This is a genomic window from Streptomyces sp. ITFR-21 (assembly GCF_031844685.1).
Classification (GTDB): Bacteria; Actinomycetota; Actinomycetes; order Streptomycetales; family Streptomycetaceae; genus Actinacidiphila.
Map to the genome: position 1 here is coordinate 743,433 of NZ_CP134605.1, position 22,492 is coordinate 765,924.

Consider the following 22,492-nt stretch of genomic DNA (forward strand, 5'->3'; position numbering starts at 1 on the left):
CCGTACCGCTCGGGCGCGCGGCTACCGTTCGGGTGCGTCGCGGCGGCGGGCGCCGTAGCAGATCAGCGGGCGGCGCGGACCGGCGTTGTACGTAGCGCGATCGAGCCAGTACGCTCCGTGCACCATGGACACGGCGGGCAACCTTCCGGCCGAGCTGACCGGCCTGGTCGGCCGCGGCGTCGAACTGGCCGAACTCTCGGAACTGCTGGCCGCCGGACGGCTGATCACGGTCACCGGGGCGGGCGGTGTGGGCAAGACCCGGCTGGCGCTGCGGGCCGCACGGCGGTTGCAGGACCGTTTCCGTGACGGGGTGTGGGTGGTCGAGCTGTCCGGCACGCGGAACGCGGCGCTGCTGGACCGTACGGTCGCCGACGCGCTGCGGCTGCCGGACCGCGCCGCCGGGCCGCCCCGGCCGGCCCTCGCCGGGCAGCTGGCCGACCGCGAACTGCTGCTGGTGCTGGACGGCTTCGACCTGGTGCACCGGCAGGCGGCGGCCCTGGTCGGGGAGTTGCTGCGCCGGGCTCCGGGCCTGCGGGTGCTGGCGGCCGGCCGCCGGCCGCTCGGCGTCACCGGGGAGCGGCTGCTGACGCTGGGCCCGCTGCCGGCGGCCGGGGACGCGGTGCGGCTGTTCGCCGAGCGGGCCGCCGCGGTGCTGCCCGGCTTCGCCGTCACCGAGGAGAACGCGGCGGCCGTCGCGGAGCTGTGCACCCGGCTCGACGGGCTGCCGCTGGCGCTGGAGCTGGCCGCGGTACGGCTGCGGGCGCTGTCCGTGGAGCAGTTGCTGGAAAGGCTGGACGACCGGTTCGGGCTGCTGACCGGCGGGGATCCCAGCGCCCCGGCCCGGCACCGGCAGCTGCGCACCACCATCGGCTGGAGCCACGAGCTGTGCACACCGGCCCAGCGGCTGCTGTGGGCACGGCTGTCAGTGTTCGCCGACGGCTTCGACCTCGACGCGGCGGAGTACGCGTGCGCGGGTGCCGAGCCGGCCGGGCCGGGGGTGGCGGAGACCCTCGCGGAACTGGTCGACCAGTCGGTGCTCAGCCGCGAGGAGGGGCCGGACGGCCAGGTCAGGTACCGGATGCTGGAGAGCGTTCGGGAGTACGGCGCCGGGTGGCTGGCCTCGCTGGGCGAGGAGTCGCGGGTGCGGCGGCGGCACCGCGACTGGTATCTCGGCCTCGCCACCTGGTGCGAGCTGGAGTGGTTCAGCCCGCGGCAGTCGGAGGTGGCCGCCCGGGTGACGGCGGACCTGCCGAACCTGCGGCTGGCCCTGGAGTTCAGCCTGGACGGGTTCGCGGGCGAGCCGCCGCGGGAGCCGGCGGTGGGCCAGTACCTGGCGGGCGCGCTGTGGTTCTGCTGGGTCGGCTGCGGGCGGCTCGGCGAGGGACGGCACTGGCTGGAGCGGGCGCTGGAGGTGTCCGACGCGCCGTCCGAGGCACGGGCGAAGGTGATGTGGGTGTTCGGGTACGTGGCGCTGCTCCAGGGCGACTCGGCGGCGGCGCTGGACGTGCTCCAGGAGTGCCGGCTGGAGGCGGTGGCGACCGGCAACGAGGCGGCCGAGGCGTACGCCGTGCACCAGCTGGGGAACCTGGCGCTGGTCTCGGACGACATGTCGCGCGCCGAGCGCTTCATCGGCGAGGCGCTGCGGCGCTACCGGCGGATCGGCGAGCTGAACAGCAATGTGCTGATGGGCCAGGTCGAGCTGGCGATGGCGGCGGCCTTCCGGGGTGACGTGCCGCACGCGGTGCGGCTGGCCGAGGAGGTGAGGGACGCCTGCCGGGACCACGGCGAGCGCTGGGCGCTGGCCTACGCGCTGTACGTGCTCGCGTACGCGGCATGGCTGGCCGGTGAGCCGGAGCGCGCCCGGCGGCTGGCGGAGGAGTCGCTGGCCATCGAGCACGCCTTCCACGACCTGGTCGGCGCGGTGCTGGTGCTGGAGCTGCTGGCGCTCATCACCGAGGGCGAGGGGGCGCCCTACGAGGCCGCGGTGCTCCAGGGTGCGGCCGGCCGGCTCTGGGAGTCGGTGGGCCTGCCGCTCTTCGGCTCGCGCTACTTCAACGCCCCGCACGCGGTCTGCGAGCGCCGCGTGCGCGCGGCGCTCGGCGACCCGGCCTACACCGCGGCCCTCCGCGACGGCGCCGCCCTCACCCTCGACCAGACCGTCCAGCGCGCCCTGGTCCCCACCCCTCCGACCCCCCGGGGGTGACCCCGCGACGGCGGCCCGGGCCCGAGGGGGCCGGGAGGGCGCCGCCGCGGCGGGAGGGCGGCCGAGGGCGGGGTCACCCCCCGGGGGGATCAGCGGGCGTAGTACTCGACGACGAGCTGCTCGTCGCAGATGACCGGGATCTCCTTGCGGTTGGGGTCCCGGTCCATCCGGAACGCCAGCGCCTGGAGGTTGACCTGGAGGTAGCGCGGGGTCTCGCCGTCACCGGCCCAGCCGCCCTCGCGGGCGACCGCGAACGGCGTCTTCTCCCGGGACCGCTCGCGGACCTGGACGACGTCCTCGGGGCGGACCCGGAAGGACGGCTTGTCGACCTTGCGGCCGTTGACCTCGATGTGGCCGTGCACGACCATCTGGCGGGACTGGTAGATGGTGCGGGCCAGCCCCGCGCGCAGCACGAGCGCGTCCAGGCGCCGTTCCAGCTCGATGATCAGCGCCTCGCCGGTGCGCTGGCCGGCGACCTTCTTGGCCCGGTCGTACGCGCGCCGCATCTGCCGCTCGCTGATGTCGTACTGCGCGCGCAGCCGCTGCTTCTCCAGCAACCGGGTCTTGTAGTCGCTGTTCTGCTTGCGGCCACGGCCGTGCTCCCCCGGCGGGTACGGGCGGGCCTCGAAGTACTTGACCGCTTTGGGGGTGAGCGCGATGCCCAGCGCCCGGGACTTCTTAACCTTGGGACGCGACTGATTCACGTGCGTCGAACCTCCGTGTAAATTAGGTAAGGCTTACCTTAACCGAGGAGTGCGCATGATTCGACCCGGGAACCCCGTGCCTGATGTGTCCAACCCGTCAGAGCATGGTCAGCCGCGTCCCGAAGTGGAGGAAGCGCCCCGGCAGCCCTCGGCCGCCGAACGCGCGCGCACTCTCATGGAGGGTAACCCGTCGCTCGCCCTGGCCATTCCGGGACGTGAGCCCGCCCCGGACACGCCGACGGCGCCGCTGCGGCACTCCGTCGGGCCGACCGGCGACGTGTTCCTGCTGTTCCCGCGGGACGCGCCCGCCGTCCGCGCGGTGCGCGCCGCTGTCGCGGACGCCGACCGGGACGACGACGAACTGGCCGCTGTGCTGGAGATCACGGACGTCGCCCCGGTCGCCGTGCCGCACCGGATCCGCGGCCGGGCCTGGATCGCCGGCTGGCTCACCCCGGTGCCCGGCGGCGCCTTCGAGGCCGGCACCGAGCTGCTGCGGCTGGAGCCCGGGGAGATCTCGGTGGACGACCTGTGGGGCACCGGATCCGTCGAGCCGGACGAGTTCGCGCTGGCGGCGCCCGACCCGCTCGCCCGGTACGAGACGGAGGTGCTCCAGCACCTGGCCGCCGCGCACCCGGCCGAAGTGGCGCTGCTGTGCGGGCTGATCGCGGCCCCCGACGGCCGGTGCGCGCCGCGGGTCGCGGGCGGGGCGGTGCCGCTCGCGCTGGACCGGTTCGGGCTGCGGGTGCGGTTCAGCGCGGAGTCGGGGGTCTTCGACGCGCGCTTCGACTTCCCCGAACCGGTCACCGACCTGGAGGGCGCCCGGCGGTCCATGCGGGCGCTGTTCGCGGCGGCCCGGGAGGACTGACGAGCCCGCCGCCGGGCGCCGAACGCCGCGGGGGCCTCAGTCCCCGCGGCCGGCCAGCCGCTCCCTGACCCGCTCCAGCACGTCGAAGTACCGGGCCTCGGCCCCGTACCGGGTCGGCTCGTAGTAGCGGCGGCCGAGCAGCTCCGCCGGGAGGTAGTCCTGCGCCGCGATCGCACCGGGTACGTCGTGCGGGTACACGTAGCCCTGGGCGTGGCCGAGCCTGGCCGCGCCCTTGTAGTGGCCGTCGCGCAGGTGCGCCGGCACCGGCCCGGCCTTCCCGGCCCGTACGTCCGCCAGCGCCGCGCCGATCGCGGTGGTGGCGGCGTTGGACTTGGGGGCGAGCGCCAGCGCGATCGTGGCGTGGCTGAGGATCAGCGACGCCTCGGGAAAGCCGATCATGGCGACCGCCTGGGCGGCGGCCACCGCGGTCGGCAGCGCGGTGGGGTCGGCCAGGCCGATGTCCTCGCTGGCCGAGATCATCAGCCGGCGGGCGATGAAGCGGGGGTCCTCGCCCGCGTCGATCATCCGGGCCAGGTAGTGCAGCGCCGCGTCCGCGTCGGAGCCCCGGATGGACTTGATCAGCGCGCTGGCCACGTCGTAGTGCTGGTCGCCGTCCCGGTCGTACGCCACCGCGGCCCGGTCGACGGACTCCTCCATGGTGGCCAGGGTGACGGTGTCCTCGCCCTTGGCGATCGCCGCCCCCGCGCCGGCCTCCAGCGCGGTCAGCGCGCGCCGGGCGTCGCCGGCGGCGATCCGCAGCAGGTGCGACTCGGTGTCCTCGGGCAGCGCCACCGCCCCGGCCAGGCCCCGCTCCTCGGTCAGCGCCCGGCGCAGGACGTCCCGCAGGTCGTCGTCGGTGAGCGGTTCCAGGGTCAGCAGCAGGGAGCGCGACAGCAGCGGGGAGATCACCGAGAAGTACGGGTTCTCGGTGGTGGCCGCGATCAGCGTCACCCAGCGGTTCTCCACCGCGGGCAGCAGCGAGTCCTGCTGGGCCTTGCTGAAGCGGTGGATCTCGTCCAGGAACAGCACGGTCTCCCGCTGGTACCCGCCGGACTGGCGTTTGGCGCTCTCGATGACCGTACGGACCTCCTTGACCCCGGCGGTGATCGCGGACAGCTCGACGAACCGCTTGTTGGTGGCCTTGCTGACCACGTACGCGAGCGTGGTCTTGCCGGTGCCGGGCGGACCCCACAGGATCACCGAGGAGGACCCGGCGGGGCCGCCGCCGCCCTCGCCCACCAGGCGGCGCAGCGGCGAGCCCGGCCGCAGCAGGTGCTTTTGGCCCACCACCTCGTCGATGGTGCGCGGTCGCATCCGCACGGCGAGCGGGCTGCTGCCGGGGTCCCGCTCCTGCCGGTCTTCCACGGCCGCGGTGAACAGATCTGGCTCCACGTACGGAAGCCTAGGTGACCGGTGTGACAGTGCGGCCGCGGGCGGCCGCCAGCAGGGCGGTGACCAGTGTCGGATCGGCGCCGGCCTCCGGGTGCCACTGCACACCGAGCGCGAAGCCCTCTCCCGCACTCTCGACGGCCTCCACCGTGCCGTCGTCCGCGTACGCCCCCGCCCGCAGCCCGGCCCCGAGCCGGTCGACGGCCTGGTGGTGATGGGTCGGCACCTCGGCGGCGGGCATCAGCCCGGCCAGCAGGGTGCCCCCGACCGGTGTGACCCGGTGGGTGGCGAACCGCCCCGGGGTCAGCACGTGCCCGTCCAGGTGCTGGACGAGGGTGCCGCCCAGGACCACGTTCAGCAGCTGCATGCCGCGGCAGACCCCGAGCAGCGGCGTACCGCCGTCCAGAGCGGCCTGCAGCACCGCGGACTCCCACACGTCCCGCTCCGGCGCGGCCGGCCCGGTCCTGGCGTCCCGGGGCCGCCCGTAGCGGCCGGGCTCCACGTCGGGGCCGCCGGAGACGATCACCGCGTCCATCCGGGCCACCGCCTCGGCGGCGGCCTCCGCCCGGTCCGGCGGCAGCAGCACGGCCAGGGCGCCGGCCCGCTGTACGAGCGTCACGTACCCCTGCGGCAGCAGCGCGGCGGCCGTGTCCCACACACCCCACCGGGCCTGCTCCACGTACGTGGTGATCCCGACCAGCACACGCCCTCCGCTCTTCGCAGCCGACCCCTCAAGCCTAGCGAGTGGGCGGGCAGGGGGGCAGGCGGCGGTGCGCGGTTCCCCCGGTGCGGGCGAGCGCCTAGGTTGGGGGCCCGGTGTGACGAGAGGGGATCCCCTTGCCAGAAGAGCACGTTCCTGCGCTGTCCGTCGAGGAGCTCGGCCGGCTGGTGGCCGCCGGCGAGATCCACACGGTGGTGCTGGCGTTCACGGACATGCAGGGGCGGTTGCAGGGGAAGCGGTTCGCCGCGCCCTTCTTCGTCGAGGAGGTTCTGCCGCACGGCACGGAGGGGTGCAACTACCTGCTGGCCGTCGATGTGGACATGGCCACCGTCGACGGCTACGCGATGTCCTCCTGGGAACGCGGCTACGGCGACTTCGCGATGCGGCCGGACCCGGCGACGCTGCGCCGGATCCCCTGGGAGGACGGCACGGCGCTGCTGCTGGCCGACCTGGTCTGGGACGACGGCAGCCCGGTGGCGGCCTCGCCGCGGCAGATCCTGCGCGGCCAGCTGGACCGCCTCGCGGCGCTCGGCCTGCGGGCGTACGCCGGGACCGAGCTGGAGTTCATGGTGTTCCGCACCACCTACGAGCAGGCGTGGGACACCGGCTACCGCGGGCTGACCCCGGCGAACCGCTACAACGCCGACTACTCGGTGCTGGCCACCTCGCGGGTGGAGCCGCTGCTGCGCCGGCTGCGCAACGACATGGCCGGCGCCGGCCTGTACCCGGAGTCCGCCAAGGGCGAGTGCAACCTCGGCCAGCACGAGGTGGTGTTCCGCTACACGCAGGCGCTGACCACCTGCGACCAGCACAGCATCTACAAGACCGGCGCCAAGGAGATCGCCGCCCAGGAGGGCATGGCGCTCACGTTCATGGCGAAGTACGACGAGCGGGAGGGCAACTCCTGCCACATCCACCTGTCGCTGCGCGACGCCGGCGGCCGGCCGGCGTTCACGGACGCCGGCGGCGGCATGTCGCCGCTGATGCGGCACTTCCTGGCCGGCCAGCTGGCCGCGATGCGCGAGTTCAGCCTGCTGTTCGCGCCGAACATCAACTCGTACAAGCGCTACCGCGAGGGCTCCTTCGCACCGACCGCCGTGGCCTGGGGCCACGACAACCGGACCTGCGCGCTGCGGGTGGTCGGCCACGGCGCCTCGCTGCGGCTGGAGAACCGGGTGCCCGGGGGCGATGTGAACCCGTATCTCGCGGTGGCCGCCATGGTGGCCGCCGGGCTGCACGGCGTGGAGCAGGAACTGGCACTGCCCGAGCCGTGCGCGGGCAACGCCTACACGGCGGACTACGAGCGGGTGCCGGGCTCGCTGCGGGAGGCCGCCGCGCTCTGGTCGGACAGCGCTTTGGCACTCCGCGTGTTCGGCCCGGAGGTCGTCGCGCACTACGCGAACATGGCCAGGGTCGAGCAGCAGCAGTTCGACACGGCCATCACCGACTGGGAGCGGTTCCGGTCCTTCGAACGGATGTGAGCCGGGCGGCGGGCCGTGCGGACGGCAGGCGCCGGGTCCGGTCAGACCAGCGTCTGCCAGTACGCCCACCAGCGGGTCAGGATCAGCGTGGCGATGGTGCCGTACCACAGCACCGGCACCACCCAGTGGAACTCCAGCACCAGGGACCGGGCGCCCTCGGGCACCTTGATGATGCGGTGCTTGACGTTGTGCACGGCGGTGTACCAGAACGAGGCGATGGTGACGACCCAGGCGAGGCTGCACCACAGGCAGAGCGAGCCGATGCTGTACAGCGACTGGTACTGGAGCCAGGTGCAGAATCCGACGCCGAACAGGGTGCCCGCCTGCAGGCCGAGCCAGAACCAGGGCCGGTAGCGGGCACCGGCCAGGACGCCCACGGCCACGCAGATCATGACCGGGTACGCGATCAGGCCGATCATCGGGTTCGGGAAGCCGAAGGCGTGGGCCTGCTCGCTCTTCATGATGTTGCCGCAGGAGATGATCGGGTTCAGGCTGCACCCGGGGACGTAGCCGGGGTCCTCCAGCAGCTTGAACTTGTCGTCCGTGATCACGAACGAGGCGATGCTGCCGAGGACGCCGCAGATCAGCAGCAGCCAGGTGAAGGGGCGGCCCGCCGCGATGCCGTCGGCGGGGCGCTGCTCGCTCTCGCCTTCTGCGCGCGTCTCGTCAAGAGCGGAAGTCGTCATGATCGCCGATCTCTGTGTGGGGGGGCCGTGGGGCGGGCACCCCTCATTGTGCACCAGGGCGGTGAGGACGGAACAAGTCCGCACCGCCCCGGCCGCGCGGGCGGGCGGTTCAGGCCAGCCGCTCCTTGACGGTGGTGACGATCTCGTCCAGCGCGACCGGCCCCTGCTCCCCGGTCGCCAGGTCCTTCAGCTGCACCACGCCCTCGGCCAGGTCCCGCTCCCCGGCGACCAGCGCGAACCGGGCGCCGGAGCGGTCGGCGGACTTCATGGCGTTCTTCACGCCCTTGCCGCCGAAGGCGAAGTCCGCCGCGACCCCGGCCCTGCGCAGCGCGGTGACCGCGGTGAACAGCGCCCGCCTGGCGTCCTCGCCGAGCGGCACCGCGTAGACGTCGGTGGCCGCTGGCAGCGGCAGCTCGACGCCCTCGGCCCGGAGCGCGAGCACGGTGCGGTCCACGCCCAGCGCCCAGCCGACCGACGGCAGCGAGGGGCCGCCGATCATCTCGGACAGGCCGTCGTAGCGGCCGCCGCCGCCCACCGCGGACTGCGAGCCGAGCCCGTCGTGCACGAACTCGAAGGTGGTGCGGGTGTAGTAGTCCAGGCCGCGGACCAGCCGCGGGTCGTCCTCGTAGCCCACCCCGGCCTCCGTCAGCAGCTCGCGCACCTGCTCGTGGTACGCCTTGCACGCCTCGCACAGGTGATCACTGATGACCGGGGCGCCGGCCAGTTGACGCCGGACGGACTCGCGCTTGTCGTCCAGTACCCGCAGCGGGTTGATCTCGATCCGCCTGCGGGTCTCCTCGTCCAGGTCCAGCGCCCGCAGGAAGTCCTGGAGGGCGGCCCGGTAGACCGGGCGGCACTCCCGGTCGCCGAGCGAGTTCAGCAGCAGCCGGAAGTTCCGCAGACCCAGCGAGCGGTACGCGTCCACCGCCAGGACGATCAGCTCGGTGTCGAGCACCGGGTCCTCGGCGCCGATCGCCTCGGCGCCGACCTGTGAGAAGTGCCGGTAGCGGCCGGCCTGCGGCCGCTCGTAGCGGTAGTACGAGCCCGAGTACCAGAGCTTGACCGGCAGGTTGCCGGCCTTGTGCAGGTTGGCCTCCAGGGCCGCGCGCAGGACGGAGGCGGTGCCCTCCGGGCGCAGCGCGAGCCGGCTGCCGCCCTTGGTGGTGAGGGTGAACATCTCCTTGGTCACGATGTCGGTGGACTCCCCGACACCGCGGGAGAACAGCTCGACGTTCTCGAAGCCGGGGGTCTCGGCGTAGCCGTAGCCCGCCCGGCGCAGGGGTGCGGCGATGGCCTCGCGCACCGCGAGGTAGGTCGCGGAGTCGGGAGGCAGCAGGTCGTAGGTGCCCTTGGGGGCCTGGAAGGTGCTCACAGCTGAAGCCGTCACATTCCTCGTCGCGGAGCCGGGTCGCCGGCGCCGGGGCCGCGGGCCGCCGTGCCCAGGTAGGGGTTGGCGGCGCGCTCGCGGCCGATGGTCGTCTGGGGGCCGTGGCCGGACAGCACCACGGTGGAGTCGTCGAGCGGCAGGCACACCCGGGCCAGCGACTCGTACAGCTCGGCCGTGGAGCCGCCGGGCAGGTCGGTGCGTCCGACGGAGCCGGCGAAGAGCAGGTCGCCGGAGAACAGCACCGACGGGATGTCGGTGGTCTCGGGCAGCCTGTACGTCACCGACCCCCTGGTATGGCCGGGGGCGTGCGCGACAAAGAACTCCATCCCGGCCAGCCGCAGCGCGCTGCCGTCGGCCAGTTCCCGCAGGTCGTCGGGCTCGCCGACGGTCAGCTCGCCCATCAGTCGCGCTCCGACGCTCTGGCCGAGCGCCCGCTCCGGGTCGCTGAGCATGTAGCGGTCCTCGGGGTGGATCCAGGCCGGGACGCCGTGGGCGCCGCAGACCGGCACGACGGAGGCGACGTGGTCGATGTGGCCGTGGCTGAGGATGACGGCGACGGGCTTGAGCCGGTGTTTGGCGAGCGTGTCCTCGACGCCCCGGGTGGCGAGGTGGCCCGGGTCGATGATCACGCACTCCTCACCGGCGGCGGGGGCGACCACGTAGCAGTTGGTGCCCCAGGCCCCGGCGGGGAACCCGGCAATAAGCACGTTCGTCCTTCTGTCGTCCGCTGGCGGTGTCCGGGGTGCGCCGAGCGGTGGTCCAGGTCCAGGAGCGCCGATTCACAGCTCGGTGGTGCACGATCCGTTCCACGAGCCTACCGGCGACCTCATGACGGCCGCGAACTCGTATCGTGCCCGCCTCGGCCGGGACGCGGACTGGACGCGGACTGGACTGGGCGCTTGCGGGACGCGAGGATCTGCGAAACGCGGCGTGGACGACGACCGCGGCGCCGGCCGGGCACGGACAGCACGGACAGCACGGTCGGCACGAACGGCAAGGACAGCAGCAGACGGCGTGCCGGACAGCCGGCGCACAGGACACTAACGACGGAGACGGCGAAGTGGTCACCAAGGACCAGCGGCGGCGGCAGCTCGCCCGGGAGAAGTTCGAGCGGCAGCAGCAGCGCAGGGTGGAGCTGCGGCACAAGTCACGGACGCGCAACGCGGTGATCGCCGTGGTGGCCGTGGTGATCATCGCCGGCGTCGGCGGCGCCTGGCTGGGCGGCGCGTTCGACGGCGACGGCAAGAAGACGGACGCGGCGAAGGCGCCGGCCCCGTCGGCATCGGCGACCAGTGCCGCGCCCGCCGCCGACCCGTGCGCGAAGCCCGCGGCGGGCTCGCCGGGGACGCAGCAGTGGAAGAAGGAGCCGGCGCTGACGATCGACAAGGCCGCCAAGTACACCTTCACCCTGCAGACGACGTGCGGCAGCATCCCGATCGCGCTGGACGCGGCGAAGGCCCCCGAGACCGTCAGCTCCTTCAAGTTCCTGGCCGACAAGGGCTTCTTCGACCACACCAAGTGCCACCGGCTGACCACCTCGGGCATCTACGTGCTCCAGTGCGGCGACCCGACGGCGTCCGGCAGCGGCGGCCCCGGCTACACCATCGGCGACGAGAACCTGACGGCGTTCGGCAAGGCCGCCGGCGGCAGCGTCACCTACCCCGCGGGCACCGTGGCCATGGCCAACACCGGCCAGGCGCACACCGGAGGCAGCCAGTTCTTCCTGGTGTACAAGGACAGCCCGCTGGCGCCCAGCTACACCCCGTTCGGCACCATCAGCCCCGACGGCCTGAAGGTGCTCGCCAAGATCGCCGCCGCCGGTGAGGACTCCGGGCAGGGCGACGGGCACCCGAACGCGACCGTGGTGATCAACAAGGCGACCGTCACCGCGTCCTGACCGCCCCCACCCTCCCCGCGGCCCGTACCCGACCGCTCCGGCCCCGTGTCCACCGCCCGTAGCAGGGCGGGGCACGGGGCCGAGACCTGATCGGTATCTGAATCGCGACGGGGGCCCGTACCGGATGCGGACAGCCGGGGCGCCGGTCGCCTATGTTGGCGTTGGACCGGTCAGGGCGTGCGGCCCGGCCGGAGAGAAACTGTGGACGATGCCCGCCGGGTGCGATTCGGTGGGGCGTCACGTGGAGGAGGCGCTGTGAGCAGCGACCCGTGGGGCCGCGTCGATGAGACGGGGACCGTGTACGTGCGTACGGCCGATGGGGAGAAGGAGGTCGGTTCGTGGCAGGCGGGCTCCCCCCAGGAGGCCCTCGCCTACTTCGAGCGCAAGTACGAGGGGCTCGTCGTCGAGATCGGCCTCCTGGAACGGCGGGTGCGGACCACCGACCTCGCACCCAAGGACGCGCTGGCCGCGATCGAACACCTGCGGTCCCAGGTGACCGAGGCGCACGCGGTTGGCGACCTGGAGGCGCTGGGCAGGCGTCTGGACACCCTGGTCGCCCTGGTGGACTCCCGGCGTGAGGAGCGCAAGGCCGCCAAGGCGAAGCAGAACGAGGAGGCCAAGAGCGCCAAGGAGCAACTGGTCGCCGAGGCCGAGCAGTTGGCCGACAGCGAGCAGTGGCGCACCGCGGGCGAGCGGCTGCGGGCCCTGGTCGACACCTGGAAGGGCCTGCCGCGGCTGGACCGCAGGGCGGACGACGAGCTGTGGCACCGGTTCAGCCACGCCCGCTCGGTGTTCTCCAAGCGGCGAAAGGCGCACTTCGCGTCCCTGGACGCGCAGCGCGAGGAGGCCCGGCGGACCAAGGAGAAGCTGGTCACCGAGGCGCTGTCGCTGTCGGACTCCAAGGACTGGGGGCCCACCGCGGCCCGCTACCGGGAGCTGATGGCGGACTGGAAGGCGGCCGGGCGCGCCCAGCGCGAGGTCGAGGACGACCTGTGGAACCGCTTCCGCGGCGCCCAGGACGTCTTCTTCGCCGCCCGCTCCGAGGTGTTCGCCGAGCGCGACAGCAGCGAGCGGGACAATCTGGCGCTCAAGGAGGAGCTGGTCACCGAGGCGGAGAAGCTGCTGCCGGTGACCGACCTGAAGAGCGCCAGGGCCGCGTTCCGCTCCCTCAACGAGCGCTGGGAGGCCATCGGCCATGTGCCGCGCGACGCCCGGCCGCGGATCGAGGCCCGGATGCACACCGTGGAGCGGGCGCTCGCGGAGTCCGAGGAAGCCGAGTGGCGGCGCACCAACCCGGAGGTGCGGGCGCGGGCCGCGGGCCTGACCGGCCAGCTCCAGGCGGCCGTGGACAAACTGCGGGGCCAGATCGAGGCGGCCCGCTCGGCGGGCAACACCGCGAAGGCCGACAAGCTCCAGGCCGAGTTGGACGGGCGGCAGGCGCTGCTGGACTCCGCGCTCAAGGGCTTGCAGGAGTTCGGCGGCTGACCGCCGCTGACCCTACGGCGAAGGGGGCGGGACCGGTCCGGTCCCGCCCCTTCGCCGTGCGGTCAGCGCTGGCGGCCCGAGGTGACCCGGTAGACGTCGTAGACGCCCTCCACGCCGCGGACGGCCTTCAGGACATGCCCGAGGTGCTTGGGATCGCCCATCTCGAAGGTGAAGCGGGAGGTGGCGACCCGGTCGCGGGAGGTCTGGACGGCCGCGGACAGGATGTTGACGTGCTGGTCGGACAGTACCCGGGTGACGTCCGAGAGCAGCCGGGCCCGGTCCAGCGCCTCGACCTGGATGGCGACCAGGAAGACCGAGGACTGGGTGGGCGCCCACTCGACGTCGATGATCCGCTCGGGCTGCTGCGACAGCGCCTCCACGTTCACGCAGTCCGCACGGTGCACCGATACGCCGTTGCCGCGGGTGACGAAGCCGATGATCGGATCGCCCGGTACCGGCGTACAGCAGCGCGACAGCTTCACCCACACGTCGCTGACGCCCTTGACGATGACCCCGGGGTCGGCGTTGGCCCGCCGTTTGGTGCGGCCCTGCGTGGGGGTGGTGATCTCCGCGATGTCCTCGGTCGCGCCCTCCTCGCCGCCGAGCGCGTCCACCAGCTTCTGCACCACCGACTGCGCGGTGATGTGCCCCTCGCCGATCGCCGCGTAGAGCGCGGAGATGTCGGGGTAGCGCATCTCGTGCGCGAGGGTGACCAGGGAGTCGCCGGTCAGCACCCGCTGGATCGGCAGGTTCTGCTTGCGCATCGCGCGGGCGATGGCGTCCTTGCCGTGCTCGACGGCCTCCTCGCGGCGCTCCTTGGAGAACCAGGCGCGGATCTTGTTGCGGGCCCGCGGCGACTTGACGAAGCTCAGCCAGTCGTGGGAGGGCCCGGCGCCGGCCGCCTTGGAGGTGAAGACCTCCACGGTGTCGCCGTTGTCGAGGGTGGACTCCAGCGGGACCAGGCGGCCGTTCACCCGGGCGCCTATGGTGCGGTGGCCGACCTCGGTGTGCACCGCGTAGGCGAAGTCCACCGGGGTGGCACCGGCCGGCAGCGCTATCACGTCGCCCTTGGGCGTGAAGACGAAGACCTCGCTCTGCGAGAGGTCGAAGCGCAGCGACTCCAGGAACTCGCCGGGGTCCTCGGTCTCCTTCTGCCAGTCCAGCAGCTGGCGCAGCCACGCCATGTCGTTGACCGCGTCGTCCTTCTTGTCCGAGCGCGGGCTGTCGGTGCGCACCTTGGAGGTGCCGGCCACCGCCTCCTGCTTGTACTTCCAGTGCGCGGCGATGCCGTACTCGGCCCTGCGGTGCATGTCGAAGGTACGGATCTGCAGCTCGACCGGCTTGCCGCTGGGACCGATCACCGTGGTGTGCAGCGACTGGTACATGTTGAACTTGGGCATGGCGATGTAGTCCTTGAACCGGCCGGGGACCGGGTTCCACCGCGCGTGGATGGTGCCCAGCGCGGCGTAGCAGTCCCGGACGGTGTCGACCAGCACCCGGATGCCGACCAGGTCGTAGATCTCCGCGAAGTCCCGGCCGCGGACGATCATCTTCTGGTAGACGCTGTAGTAGTGCTTGGGGCGGCCGGTGACGGTGGCCTTGATCCTGGCCGCCCGCAGGTCCTGCTGCACCTGGTCGGTGACGACCGCGAGGTACTCGTCCCGCTTGGGGGCGCGCTCGGCGACCAGCCGGACGATCTCGTCGTACATCTTCGGGTAGAGGATCGCGAAGGCGAGGTCCTCCAGTTCCCACTTGATGGTGTTCATGCCCAGCCGGTGGGCCAGCGGGGCGTAGATCTCCAGCGTCTCGCGGGCCTTCTTCTCCTGCTTGTCGCGCTTGAGGTAGCGCATGGTCCGCATGTTGTGCAGCCGGTCGGCGAGCTTGATGACCAGCACCCGCGGGTCCTTGGCCATGGCGACGACCATCTTGCGGACCGTCTCGGCCTGCGCGGCCTCGCCGAACTTGACCTTGTCCAGCTTGGTCACGCCGTCCACCAGCAGCGCCACCTGGTCGCCGAAGTCGCGGCGCAGGGTGTCCAGGCCGTACTCGGTGTCCTCGACGGTGTCGTGCAGCAGTCCGGCCATCAGCGTGGCCGAGTCCATGCCCAGCTCGGCCAGGATGGTGGTGACGGCCAGCGGGTGGGTGATGTACGGGTCGCCGCTCTTGCGCTTCTGGCCACGGTGCCAGCGCTCGGCCACCTGGTACGCCGACTCGATCTGCCGCAGCTGGGCGCTGTCGCCCTTGGGGTCGTTGCCCCGCACGACCCGCAGCAGCGGCTCCAGTACCGGGTTGTACGGGCTGGACCGCTGCACGCCGAGCCGCGCCAGCCGGGCGCGGACCCGGCTGGAGGAGGCGCCGGGGCGGGTGGGCGCCACGCTGCCGGGCGTACGGACCGGCCGGACGGCCGCCGGGCCGCCGGGCGGCGGCTGCGGGAGGGCCGCCGGCTCGGCCGCGGCGTCCTTGCTCCCCGCGCTCTGGGCGGGGGCGTCCGACCGGCCGCGCGCCGGTTCGGTCCCGCCTGCGGCGTCGAGTGGCTGGGCCTGGTCTGGCAAGAGCACTCCTCACGCGGCTGGAAACTCCATGATATCGGCCTAGGGCGTGAGACGGGCGCCCGAGCGGGGCAAGGAGGCCCCGGCCGGCCCGCCGGGGCGGCGCGCGCCCCCCGGCGGGCCCGCGGGCGCCCGGGTGGCGCCGGGCCGGTCCGGGCCGGCGCGCGGGCACCCGGCTCCGGTCAGATCGCGACGATCGCGTCCAGCGGGGCGCCGGACAGGGCGCGCTCCAGCCGGTCGCGACCGCCGAGGAAACCGAGCTCCAGCAGGACGGCCACTCCGGCGACGGTGGCGCCGGCCCGGCGGACGAGCGCGAGGGACGCCTCGGCGGTGCCGCCGGTGGCCAGGACGTCGTCGATGACCAGCACCCGGTCGTTGGGCGCGAAGGCGTCCTTCTGCACCTCGATCTCGGCGGTGCCGTACTCCAGGTCGTAGCTCTGCCCAAAGGTCTCGCCGGGCAGCTTGCCGGCCTTGCGGACCGGGACGAAGCCCAGGTGCGCGCGGGCCGCGGCGGGGGCGGCGAGGATGAAGCCGCGGGCCTCCAGGCCGACCACCTTGGTGGCGGCGTGCCGGCGGCACAGCGCGGCGAGGGCGTCCACCAGCGCGTTGAACGCCACGGGGTCGGCGAGCAGCGGGGTGATGTCCTTGAAGACCACCCCGGGCTGCGGGTAGTCCGGTACGTCGCGGATCCGGGAGAGCAGCAGTTCCCGCAGCTCCGCGGAGGCTTCCGTCGTGGTCATCGCGTGTGTCTCTCCGGTTCTGCGTGTGGTCGGGTGAAACAGTCGGGTGACCGGCGGGATGTCCGGTCCGGCGCCCGGCCGGGGTCCGGCGCGGGGCGCTCGGGTCTCCGGCGCACCGGGCCGGCCTCCGCGGGGGCCCGCGGCTCGGGCCGGGTGCCGGGGGATACCGCGGGGGCGCGTCCACAACGTACCGGGTCGCCGCCGCGCAACGGCCGTCGCCGCCCGGTCCTGTACGGGACCGGGCGGCGACGGGTGGTGGAGCGGGGGCTCGCGCCTCAGCGGCGCTTGCCCGACGGGCGGCCGCGGCCGCCCCGGTTGTTGCGGTTGGCCGGCTGGGTGCGGGCCGGCCGGCTGCCGCCGGCCGCCGTGCCCTGGCCGCGCGGGCCGACCACGCCGGCCGCCGCCGGGGTGCCCTGCTCGTCGTCGGCGAGCCCGTCGTCCGCCGCACCCCGCTCGTCCTCGCCGTCCTCGGCGGGTACCGGCTCGCCGTTCTCGGCGGCCAGCCGGGCCTTGGTCGCGTCGGCCGCCCTCTTGGCCAGCACCCGCTTGCGCAGCGCCTTGATCTGCGGGTCGCGCTCCTTGAAGTCCGCGACGATCGGGGTCGCGATGAAGATCGAGGAGTACGCGCCGGCGGTGAGGCCGACGAACAGCGCGAGCGCGATGTCGTTGAGCGTGCCGGCGCCGAGGATGCCGCCGCCGATGAACAGCAGCGCGGCCACCGGCAGCAGCGCCACCACCGTGGTGTTGATGGACCGCACCAGGGTGCCGTTGAGGCTGCGGTTGGCGATGTCGCTGTACGTGAAGCGGTTCTGCTTGGTGATGTCCTTGCTGGCTTCCTTCAGACCGTCGAAGACGACGACGGTGTCGTAGAGGGAGTAACCGAGGATCGTCAGCAGACCGATGACCGTACCCGGGGTGACCTCGAAGCCGACCAGGGCGTACACGCCGGTGGTGATGGTGAGGTCGTGCAGCAGCGCGACCAGCGCGGCCACGGCCATCCGCCACTCGAAGGCGATGGCCAGGTAGATGACCACCAGCACCAGGAAGATGATCAGACCTTCCAGGGCCTTCTTGGAGATCTCCTGACCCCAGCTGGGGCCGACGATCTCGGCGTCGATCTGGGCCGTGGGCATGCCCAGGTCCTTGGCGATCGCCGCCTGGATCGTCTTGGACTGGTCGGTGGACACCCCGCCGACCTGGATGCGGATGCTGCCGTTGCCGAGCTTCTGCACGGTGGGGTCGTTGCCGCCGGTGTCCCCGGCGATCTTGTTCTGGACGTCCGAGACGGACAGCGACGTCTTGTGGGTGGTGAAGTCGGCACCGCCGGAGAACTCGATGCCCTCCTTCAGCCCGTTGACGGCGAGCCCGATGATCGCGGTGATCGTGATCAGGATCGAGACCCCGTACCAGATCCGGCGCTTGCCGACGAAGTCGTAACTGATCTCGCCCCGGTGCAGCCGGTGACCGAGATTGCCGAGCTTGGACATCAGGCTTCCTTCGTCTCGGTGCTGGGCGTACGGCGGACACGGCGCAGCGGGGTCTTGACGCCGAGGCTCTTCGGGTCGAGGCCGGACCACTTGTGTCCCTGGGCGAAGAACGGCCGCTGGGCCAGGATCGTCATCAGCGGCTTGGTGAACAGGAAGACCACCACGACGTCGAGCACCGTGGTCAGGCCGAGGGTGAACGCGAAGCCCTGGACCTTGCCGACCGAGACCACGTAGAGGACCGCGGCGGCGAGGAAGGACACGAAGTCCGACACCAGGATGGTGCGCCGGGCGCGCGGCCAGCCGCGGGCCACCGCCGGCTGGAGCGAGCGGCCCTCCCGCAGCTCGTCCCTTATGCGTTCGAAGAACACGATGAAGGAGTCGGCGGTGATACCGATGGCCACGATGGCGCCGCAGACCGCCGGCAGGTTGAGGGCGAAGCCGATCGCCTGGCCGAGCAGGCACATGATCGTGTAGGTCAGCGCGGCCGAGACCAGGAGGCTGACGATCGCCACCGAGGCCAGGCCGCGGTAGTAGGCGAACATGTAGATCACGACGAGGGCCAGGCCGACCGCGCCGGCGATCAGGCCGCCGCGCAACTGCTCACCGCCGAGGGCGGCGGAGACGGTGGTCCGGTCGGAGATCTGGAAGGACAGCGGCAGCGAGCCGAACTTGAGGACGTTGGCCAGGTCGTCGGCGCTCTGCTGGGTGAAGTTGCCGGAGATCTGGGCGCTGCCGCCGGACAGGGCCTGGGCCACCGAGGGGGCCGAGACCACGTTGCCGTCGAGGTCGATGGCGAACTGGTTGTTCGGCGGCTGCTGGCTGGCCAGGTCGCCGGTGACCTTGGTGAACTGGCCGGCGCCCTTGGAGTCGAAGCTGAGGTTGACGACCCACCCGTTGCCCTGCTGGGTGTCGAAGGCGGAGTTGGCGCCGGAGACGTTCTTGCCGTCGATCAGGGACGGGCCGAGCGCGTACTTGAACCACTGCTTGCCGACCTGGCCGCAGGCGACGACCTGGTCGGTGGGCTTGCTGCCCGTGCTGGCCTCGGCGCGCTGCTGGGGGTCGTTGCAGTCCAGCTTGTTGAGCTTGTCGGTCAGGGCGGCCGAAATGGAGGTGTCGGCGGCGCCGGGCGTGGTGGCCGGCGACGGGGTGTCCGCGGCGCCCGGGGTGGGCTGGGTGGCCGTCGGGACCGGCGTGGGGGCCTTGAGCGCGCCGCTGACCGCCCGGCCCTGGGGGCTGGAGCCGGTCGTCGGGGTGGAGCTGGGAGTGGAGCTCGGGGTACCCGCCGTGGCGCCGGAGGGCGTGGAGGTGGCCGAGCCGGACGGCTTCGGCGTCGCACCGCCGGACGGGGTCGCGGAGGGGCTGGGCGTGGTGGGCGTACCCGGAAGCTCCTGCAGCACCTGCCGGAAGTAGAGCTGGGCGGTGGTGCCCACCTGCTTCTCGGCCTGGTCGGCGTTGGTGCCCTTGGGGATGTCCACGATGATCGTGCTCGACCCCTGGGTCTGCACCTCGGCCTCGGAGACGCCCAACCCGTTGACCCGCTGGTTGATGATGTTGACCGCGGTGTCCATGTTGGTCTTGTTGACCGCGTCGCCCTGATGGGGCTTGGCGGTCAGCGTGATGCTGACACCGCCCGCGAGGTCGATGCCCAACCGGGGGGTCTTGTGGCCGGAGAGGAAGATCCCTCCGGTCAGCGCCACCAATGCGATGAGGATCACGGCCAGGGAGCGCCCGGGATACCCCTGGCTCCCCGTGGACCTGCGGCCCTTCTTGGCTGCTGCCACCTTCTTGATTCTCCCTGTCCTACCGCCCCCGGGCCTGCGCGCCCAGGGGGTGGCCACGAGTGATGTGAGAGCCGGACCCTACTTGGAGCCGGCGCCGGAGCCGTCCTGCCCCCGCGCCTCCCCGGCCTTGCTCAGGTCGACGTTCTCGTCGGCATGGGCGTCCCCGGTGTCCTTCTTGAGGAGATCGGGGTGTGCGTCGTCCGGACCGGACGCGTCCACCGTCTCCGGGGCGTCCTCGCCGTCCGCCTCGACGGCGTCGGCCGTCTCGTCGTCGTCGAGCTCCTCCGGCTCGATACCGTGCACGATGCGGTTGAACTCCGCCTCGCTGAGCACCGTGCCGATGGCGTTCTTCGCGAAGTGCGCGTGCACGCCGTCGGTCAGCTCAAGGAGCACCGTCTCGTCGTTGACCTCCTTGACCACGGCGTAGAGGCCACCGATGGTACGGACGCCCGCGCCCGGTTCCATCTGGTTGCGCATGGTCGCGGCCTGACGCTGCTTGTTCTTCGCCGACCGCGTCATCATGAACATGACGCCGACGATCAGGATCAAGGGGAGGAGAGTGACGGGATTCACGGTATGGACGTTCCTTCGCGCGGCCGGCGGTGGGGGTCGGCCTGGGTTTCGGGATGTGGGTGCCGATCCGGAGGAAGGGCGTCGGCGGAGTCTAAGCGCTGGCTCGCCGCTGGAACAACGCCAAGCATCGCACCGGGGTTCCTGAACGGACGAGTCCATCCGGGGTCACCCGCCGAACAGCCCGCTCTGTCCCGGTCCCGCCAAACCTGTCCCGGCTCCCCCGGCGCCCTGCGGCGGCACCAGTCCGAGGTGCGTCCAGGCCGCCCGGGTGGCCACCCGGCCCCGGGGCGTGCGGGCCAGCAGGCCCTCCCGGACCAGGAACGGCTCGGCGACCTCCTCCACCGTCTCCCGCTCCTCGCCGACCGCGACCGCGAGCGTCGACAGGCCGACCGGGCCGCCGCCGAACAGCTTCAGCAGGGCGTGCAGCACCGCCCGGTCCAGCCGGTCCAGGCCGCGCTCGTCCACCTCGTACACCTCCAGGGCCTGCCCGGCGATCTCCCTGGTGATCACCCCGTCGGCCCTGACCTGCGCGTAGTCGCGGACCCGGCGCAGCAGCCGGTTGGCGATCCGCGGGGTGCCGCGGGAGCGCCCGGCGATCTCGGCGGCGCCGTCGGCGGCCACCTCCACGTCCAGCAGCCCGGCCGAGCGGTGGATCACCCGTTCCAGTTCGGCGGGGGCGTAGAACTCCATGTGGCCGGTGAAGCCGAACCGGTCGCGCAGCGGCGGCGGCAGCAGGCCGGCCCTGGTGGTGGCGCCGACCAGGGTGAAGGGCGGCAGTTCCAGCGGGATCGCGGTGGCCCCCGGGCCCTTGCCGACGATCACGTCGACCCGGAAGTCCTCCATCGCCATGTAGAGCATCTCCTCGGCCGGCCGGGACATCCGGTGGATCTCGTCGAGGAAGAGCACCTCGCCGTCCTGGAGCGAGGACAGGATCGCGGCGAGGTCGCCGGCGTGCTGGATGGCCGGGCCCGAGGTGATCCGGATCGGCGCGCCCATCTCGGCCGCGATGATCATCGACAGGGTGGTCTTGCCGAGGCCGGGGGCCCCGGAGAGCAGGACGTGGTCGGCGGTTGCGCCGCGCTGCCGGGCCGCCTTGAGCACCAGGTCGAGCTGCTGGCGGACCCGCTCCTGCCCGATGAACTCCCCGAGGTCCTTGGGCCGCAGCGCCGCCTCCACCGCCTGGTCCTCGCGGTCGGCGGCGGAGCCGACCAGTCGCTCCGGCTCGGCGGTGGCGTCGTCCCAGTTCATCGTCGTCTCTCGTCGGGTCGGCGGGCGGCTTGCTTACGGAGGCGGGTCGGCGGACCCGCGGCTCGGTGGCGGTCAGCGGTCAGCGGTCAGCGGTCAGCGGTCAGCGGAGCCTGCTCAGCGGGTGCGGTTGAGGGTCTGCAGGGCGGCGCGCAGCAGGCTGCCCACGTTCGGCTGGGCGGCGGCCTCGGCCTGCGGGGTGACGGCGGCGACCGCCTCGTCGGCCTCCCTGGGGGCGTAGCCGAGGCCAAGCAGGGCGGCATGCAGCTGTTCGTGCCAGGAGGGGCTCACGGGGCTGCCGGGGCCGCGGGATGCGCCCGGACCCACCGGGGCACCCAGCCGGTCCTTCAGCTCCAGCAGGAGCCGCTGAGCGCCCTTCTTGCCGATGCCGGGCACCGCCGTCAGCGCCTTCTCGTCGCCGGCGGCCACCGCGGCCCGCAGCGCGTCCGGGCTGTGCACGGCCAGCATGGTCTGCGCCAGCCGCGGCCCGACCCCGCTGACGGTCTGGAGCAGCTCGAAGACCTGCCGCTCGTCGTCGTCCGCGAAGCCGTAGAGGGTCAGCGAGTCCTCGCGGACCACCAGCGAGGTGGCCAGCCGCGCGGGCTGGCCGACGCGCAGCGCGGCCAGGGTGCCGGGCGCGCACTGCACGGCCATGCCGACGCCGCCGACCTCGATGACCGCGGTGTCCGGGGCGAGGGCGGCGACCGGGCCGCTGACGAAGGCGATCACGTGGCGGGCTCCTGGGTTCGTGCGGTCCTGTGCGCGGCGACGGCCCGCTCCAGGCGGCCGGCGGCGGTGCCGCGCCAGATGTGGCAGATGGCCAGCGCCAGCGCGTCGGCGGCGTCGGCGGGCTTGGGCGGGGCGTCCAGCCGCAGCAGCCGGGTGACCATGGCGCCGACCTGGGCCTTGTCGGCGCGCCCGCTGCCGGTGACGGCGGCCTTGACCTCGCTGGGGGTGTGCAGGTGCACCGGCAGGCCGCGCCGGGACGCGCACAGGATGGCCACCGCGCTGGCCTGCGCGGTGCCCATCACGGTCCGCACGTTGTGCTGGCTGAACACCCGCTCCACGGCGACCGCCTCGGGCCGGAACTCGTCCAGCCACGCCTCCAGGCCGCGCTCGATCAGCACCAGCCGGTCGCCGATCGCCGTGTCCGCGGGGGTGCGGACGACCCCGACGCCGGCCATCGCCAGCGGGCGGCCCGCGGCGCCGTCCACCACGCCCACTCCGCACCGGGTCAGCCCCGGGTCCACGCCGAGCACCCGCATCGCGCCCCCCTTCCCTCGCTCATCGGTTCGTGCA

General features: G+C 72.9%; 19 protein-coding genes. 5 read left to right on the plus strand and 14 right to left on the minus strand.

Going from position 1 to position 22,492, the window contains the following annotated elements; translation table 11 throughout:
* Window positions 1-124 precede the first annotated feature (124 nt).
* A complete protein-coding gene (locus tag RLT57_RS03255; RefSeq protein WP_311295852.1) occupies window positions 125-2,203 on the plus strand; it encodes an ATP-binding protein in 2,079 nt (692 codons plus the stop codon).
* Between the two features lie 89 nt (window positions 2,204-2,292).
* Here RLT57_RS03255 and rpsD read toward each other — a convergent pair whose 3' ends face one another.
* Window positions 2,293-2,907: a 30S ribosomal protein S4 gene (gene rpsD, locus RLT57_RS03260; protein ID WP_311295853.1), complete on the minus strand. Its 615-nt coding sequence runs from the start codon at window positions 2,905-2,907 to the stop codon at window positions 2,293-2,295.
* 175 nt (window positions 2,908-3,082) lie between these two features.
* Between rpsD and RLT57_RS03265 the strand changes: the two genes are divergently transcribed.
* The gene (locus RLT57_RS03265) at window positions 3,083-3,772 is read left to right on the plus strand and encodes a DUF2470 domain-containing protein (RefSeq protein WP_311295854.1); all 690 of its coding nucleotides are present in this window, start codon (window positions 3,083-3,085) and stop codon (window positions 3,770-3,772) included.
* 36 nt (window positions 3,773-3,808) lie between these two features.
* Here RLT57_RS03265 and RLT57_RS03270 read toward each other — a convergent pair whose 3' ends face one another.
* Together RLT57_RS03270 and RLT57_RS03275 are read right to left on the minus strand one after the other, a co-directional pair.
* On the minus strand, window positions 3,809-5,164 hold the full coding sequence (locus RLT57_RS03270; RefSeq protein WP_311295855.1) for a replication-associated recombination protein A: 1,356 nt from the start codon (window positions 5,162-5,164) through the stop codon (window positions 3,809-3,811).
* A 10-nt stretch (window positions 5,165-5,174) separates the two neighbouring features.
* Window positions 5,175-5,864: a gamma-glutamyl-gamma-aminobutyrate hydrolase family protein gene (locus RLT57_RS03275; RefSeq protein WP_311295856.1), complete on the minus strand. Its 690-nt coding sequence runs from the start codon at window positions 5,862-5,864 to the stop codon at window positions 5,175-5,177.
* Window positions 5,865-5,998: 134 nt separating this feature from the next.
* On the opposite strand from RLT57_RS03275, the gene RLT57_RS03280 reads away from it, so the two are divergent.
* A complete protein-coding gene (locus RLT57_RS03280; protein ID WP_311295857.1) occupies window positions 5,999-7,363 on the plus strand; it encodes a glutamine synthetase family protein in 1,365 nt (454 codons plus the stop codon).
* A gap of 41 nt (window positions 7,364-7,404) precedes the next feature.
* Here the strand turns inward: RLT57_RS03280 and RLT57_RS03285 are convergent, their stop codons facing one another.
* From RLT57_RS03285 to RLT57_RS03295, 3 genes are all read right to left on the minus strand, one after another.
* Window positions 7,405-8,049, minus strand: coding sequence for a vitamin K epoxide reductase family protein (locus tag RLT57_RS03285; RefSeq protein ID WP_311295858.1), 645 nt, complete (start codon window positions 8,047-8,049; stop codon window positions 7,405-7,407).
* Between the two features lie 109 nt (window positions 8,050-8,158).
* Complete coding sequence (gene hisS, locus RLT57_RS03290) at window positions 8,159-9,421, minus strand: histidine--tRNA ligase (protein ID WP_311295859.1); 1,263 nt, start codon at window positions 9,419-9,421, stop codon at window positions 8,159-8,161.
* A gap of 11 nt (window positions 9,422-9,432) precedes the next feature.
* Complete coding sequence (locus RLT57_RS03295) at window positions 9,433-10,143, minus strand: MBL fold metallo-hydrolase (RefSeq protein ID WP_311295860.1); 711 nt, start codon at window positions 10,141-10,143, stop codon at window positions 9,433-9,435.
* Window positions 10,144-10,496: 353 nt separating this feature from the next.
* Here RLT57_RS03295 and RLT57_RS03300 point away from each other — a divergent pair, with 353 nt between their 5' ends.
* Window positions 10,497-11,333, plus strand: coding sequence for a peptidylprolyl isomerase (locus tag RLT57_RS03300; RefSeq protein WP_311295861.1), 837 nt, complete (start codon window positions 10,497-10,499; stop codon window positions 11,331-11,333).
* A 255-nt stretch (window positions 11,334-11,588) separates the two neighbouring features.
* Window positions 11,589-12,818 (plus strand): DUF349 domain-containing protein, encoded by a 1,230-nt coding sequence (locus RLT57_RS03305; RefSeq protein WP_311295862.1) that lies wholly within the window; start codon window positions 11,589-11,591, stop codon window positions 12,816-12,818.
* Between the two features lie 62 nt (window positions 12,819-12,880).
* Here the strand turns inward: RLT57_RS03305 and RLT57_RS03310 are convergent, their stop codons facing one another.
* From RLT57_RS03310 to ruvC, 8 genes are all read right to left on the minus strand, one after another.
* The gene (locus RLT57_RS03310) at window positions 12,881-15,370 is read right to left on the minus strand and encodes a RelA/SpoT family protein (protein ID WP_399127950.1); all 2,490 of its coding nucleotides are present in this window, start codon (window positions 15,368-15,370) and stop codon (window positions 12,881-12,883) included.
* Window positions 15,371-15,549: 179 nt separating this feature from the next.
* Window positions 15,550-16,107, minus strand: a complete 558-nt coding sequence (locus RLT57_RS03315; protein WP_311295863.1) for an adenine phosphoribosyltransferase — start codon at window positions 16,105-16,107, stop codon at window positions 15,550-15,552.
* 275 nt (window positions 16,108-16,382) lie between these two features.
* Complete coding sequence (gene secF, locus RLT57_RS03320) at window positions 16,383-17,594, minus strand: protein translocase subunit SecF (RefSeq protein WP_311295864.1); 1,212 nt, start codon at window positions 17,592-17,594, stop codon at window positions 16,383-16,385.
* On the minus strand, window positions 17,594-19,375 hold the full coding sequence (secD, locus tag RLT57_RS03325) for a protein translocase subunit SecD (protein WP_311295865.1): 1,782 nt from the start codon (window positions 19,373-19,375) through the stop codon (window positions 17,594-17,596). The genes secF and secD overlap by 1 nt, the downstream gene beginning before the upstream one ends.
* A gap of 78 nt (window positions 19,376-19,453) precedes the next feature.
* The gene (gene yajC, locus RLT57_RS03330; RefSeq protein WP_311295866.1) at window positions 19,454-19,948 is read right to left on the minus strand and encodes a preprotein translocase subunit YajC; all 495 of its coding nucleotides are present in this window, start codon (window positions 19,946-19,948) and stop codon (window positions 19,454-19,456) included.
* Between the two features lie 165 nt (window positions 19,949-20,113).
* Window positions 20,114-21,196, minus strand: a complete 1,083-nt coding sequence (gene ruvB / locus RLT57_RS03335) for a Holliday junction branch migration DNA helicase RuvB (protein ID WP_311295867.1) — start codon at window positions 21,194-21,196, stop codon at window positions 20,114-20,116.
* 114 nt (window positions 21,197-21,310) lie between these two features.
* Complete coding sequence (gene ruvA / locus RLT57_RS03340; protein ID WP_311295868.1) at window positions 21,311-21,922, minus strand: Holliday junction branch migration protein RuvA; 612 nt, start codon at window positions 21,920-21,922, stop codon at window positions 21,311-21,313.
* Window positions 21,919-22,458 carry a crossover junction endodeoxyribonuclease RuvC gene (gene ruvC / locus RLT57_RS03345; RefSeq protein WP_311295869.1) on the minus strand — a complete coding sequence of 180 codons (540 nt, stop codon included), beginning with the start codon at window positions 22,456-22,458 and terminating at the stop codon, window positions 21,919-21,921. Before ruvC ends, ruvA begins: the two co-directional genes overlap by 4 nt.
* Between the last annotated feature and the right edge of the window lie 34 nt (window positions 22,459-22,492).

Bases quoted from the DNA above. Each gene is read 5' to 3' on its own strand.
- RLT57_RS03255 (WP_311295852.1), top strand. From the start codon at position 125: ATGGACACGGCGGGCAACCTTCCGGCCGAGCTGACCGGCCTGGTCGGC.
- RLT57_RS03265 (WP_311295854.1), top strand. From the start codon at position 3,083: ATGGAGGGTAACCCGTCGCTCGCCCTGGCCATTCCGGGACGTGAGCCC.
- RLT57_RS03285 (WP_311295858.1), bottom strand. From the start codon at position 8,049: ATGACGACTTCCGCTCTTGACGAGACGCGCGCAGAAGGCGAGAGCGAG.
- RLT57_RS03315 (WP_311295863.1), bottom strand. From the start codon at position 16,107: ATGACCACGACGGAAGCCTCCGCGGAGCTGCGGGAACTGCTGCTCTCC.
- secF (WP_311295864.1), bottom strand. From the start codon at position 17,594: ATGTCCAAGCTCGGCAATCTCGGTCACCGGCTGCACCGGGGCGAGATC.
- ruvB (WP_311295867.1), bottom strand. From the start codon at position 21,196: ATGAACTGGGACGACGCCACCGCCGAGCCGGAGCGACTGGTCGGCTCC.
- ruvC (WP_311295869.1), bottom strand. From the start codon at position 22,458: ATGCGGGTGCTCGGCGTGGACCCGGGGCTGACCCGGTGCGGAGTGGGC.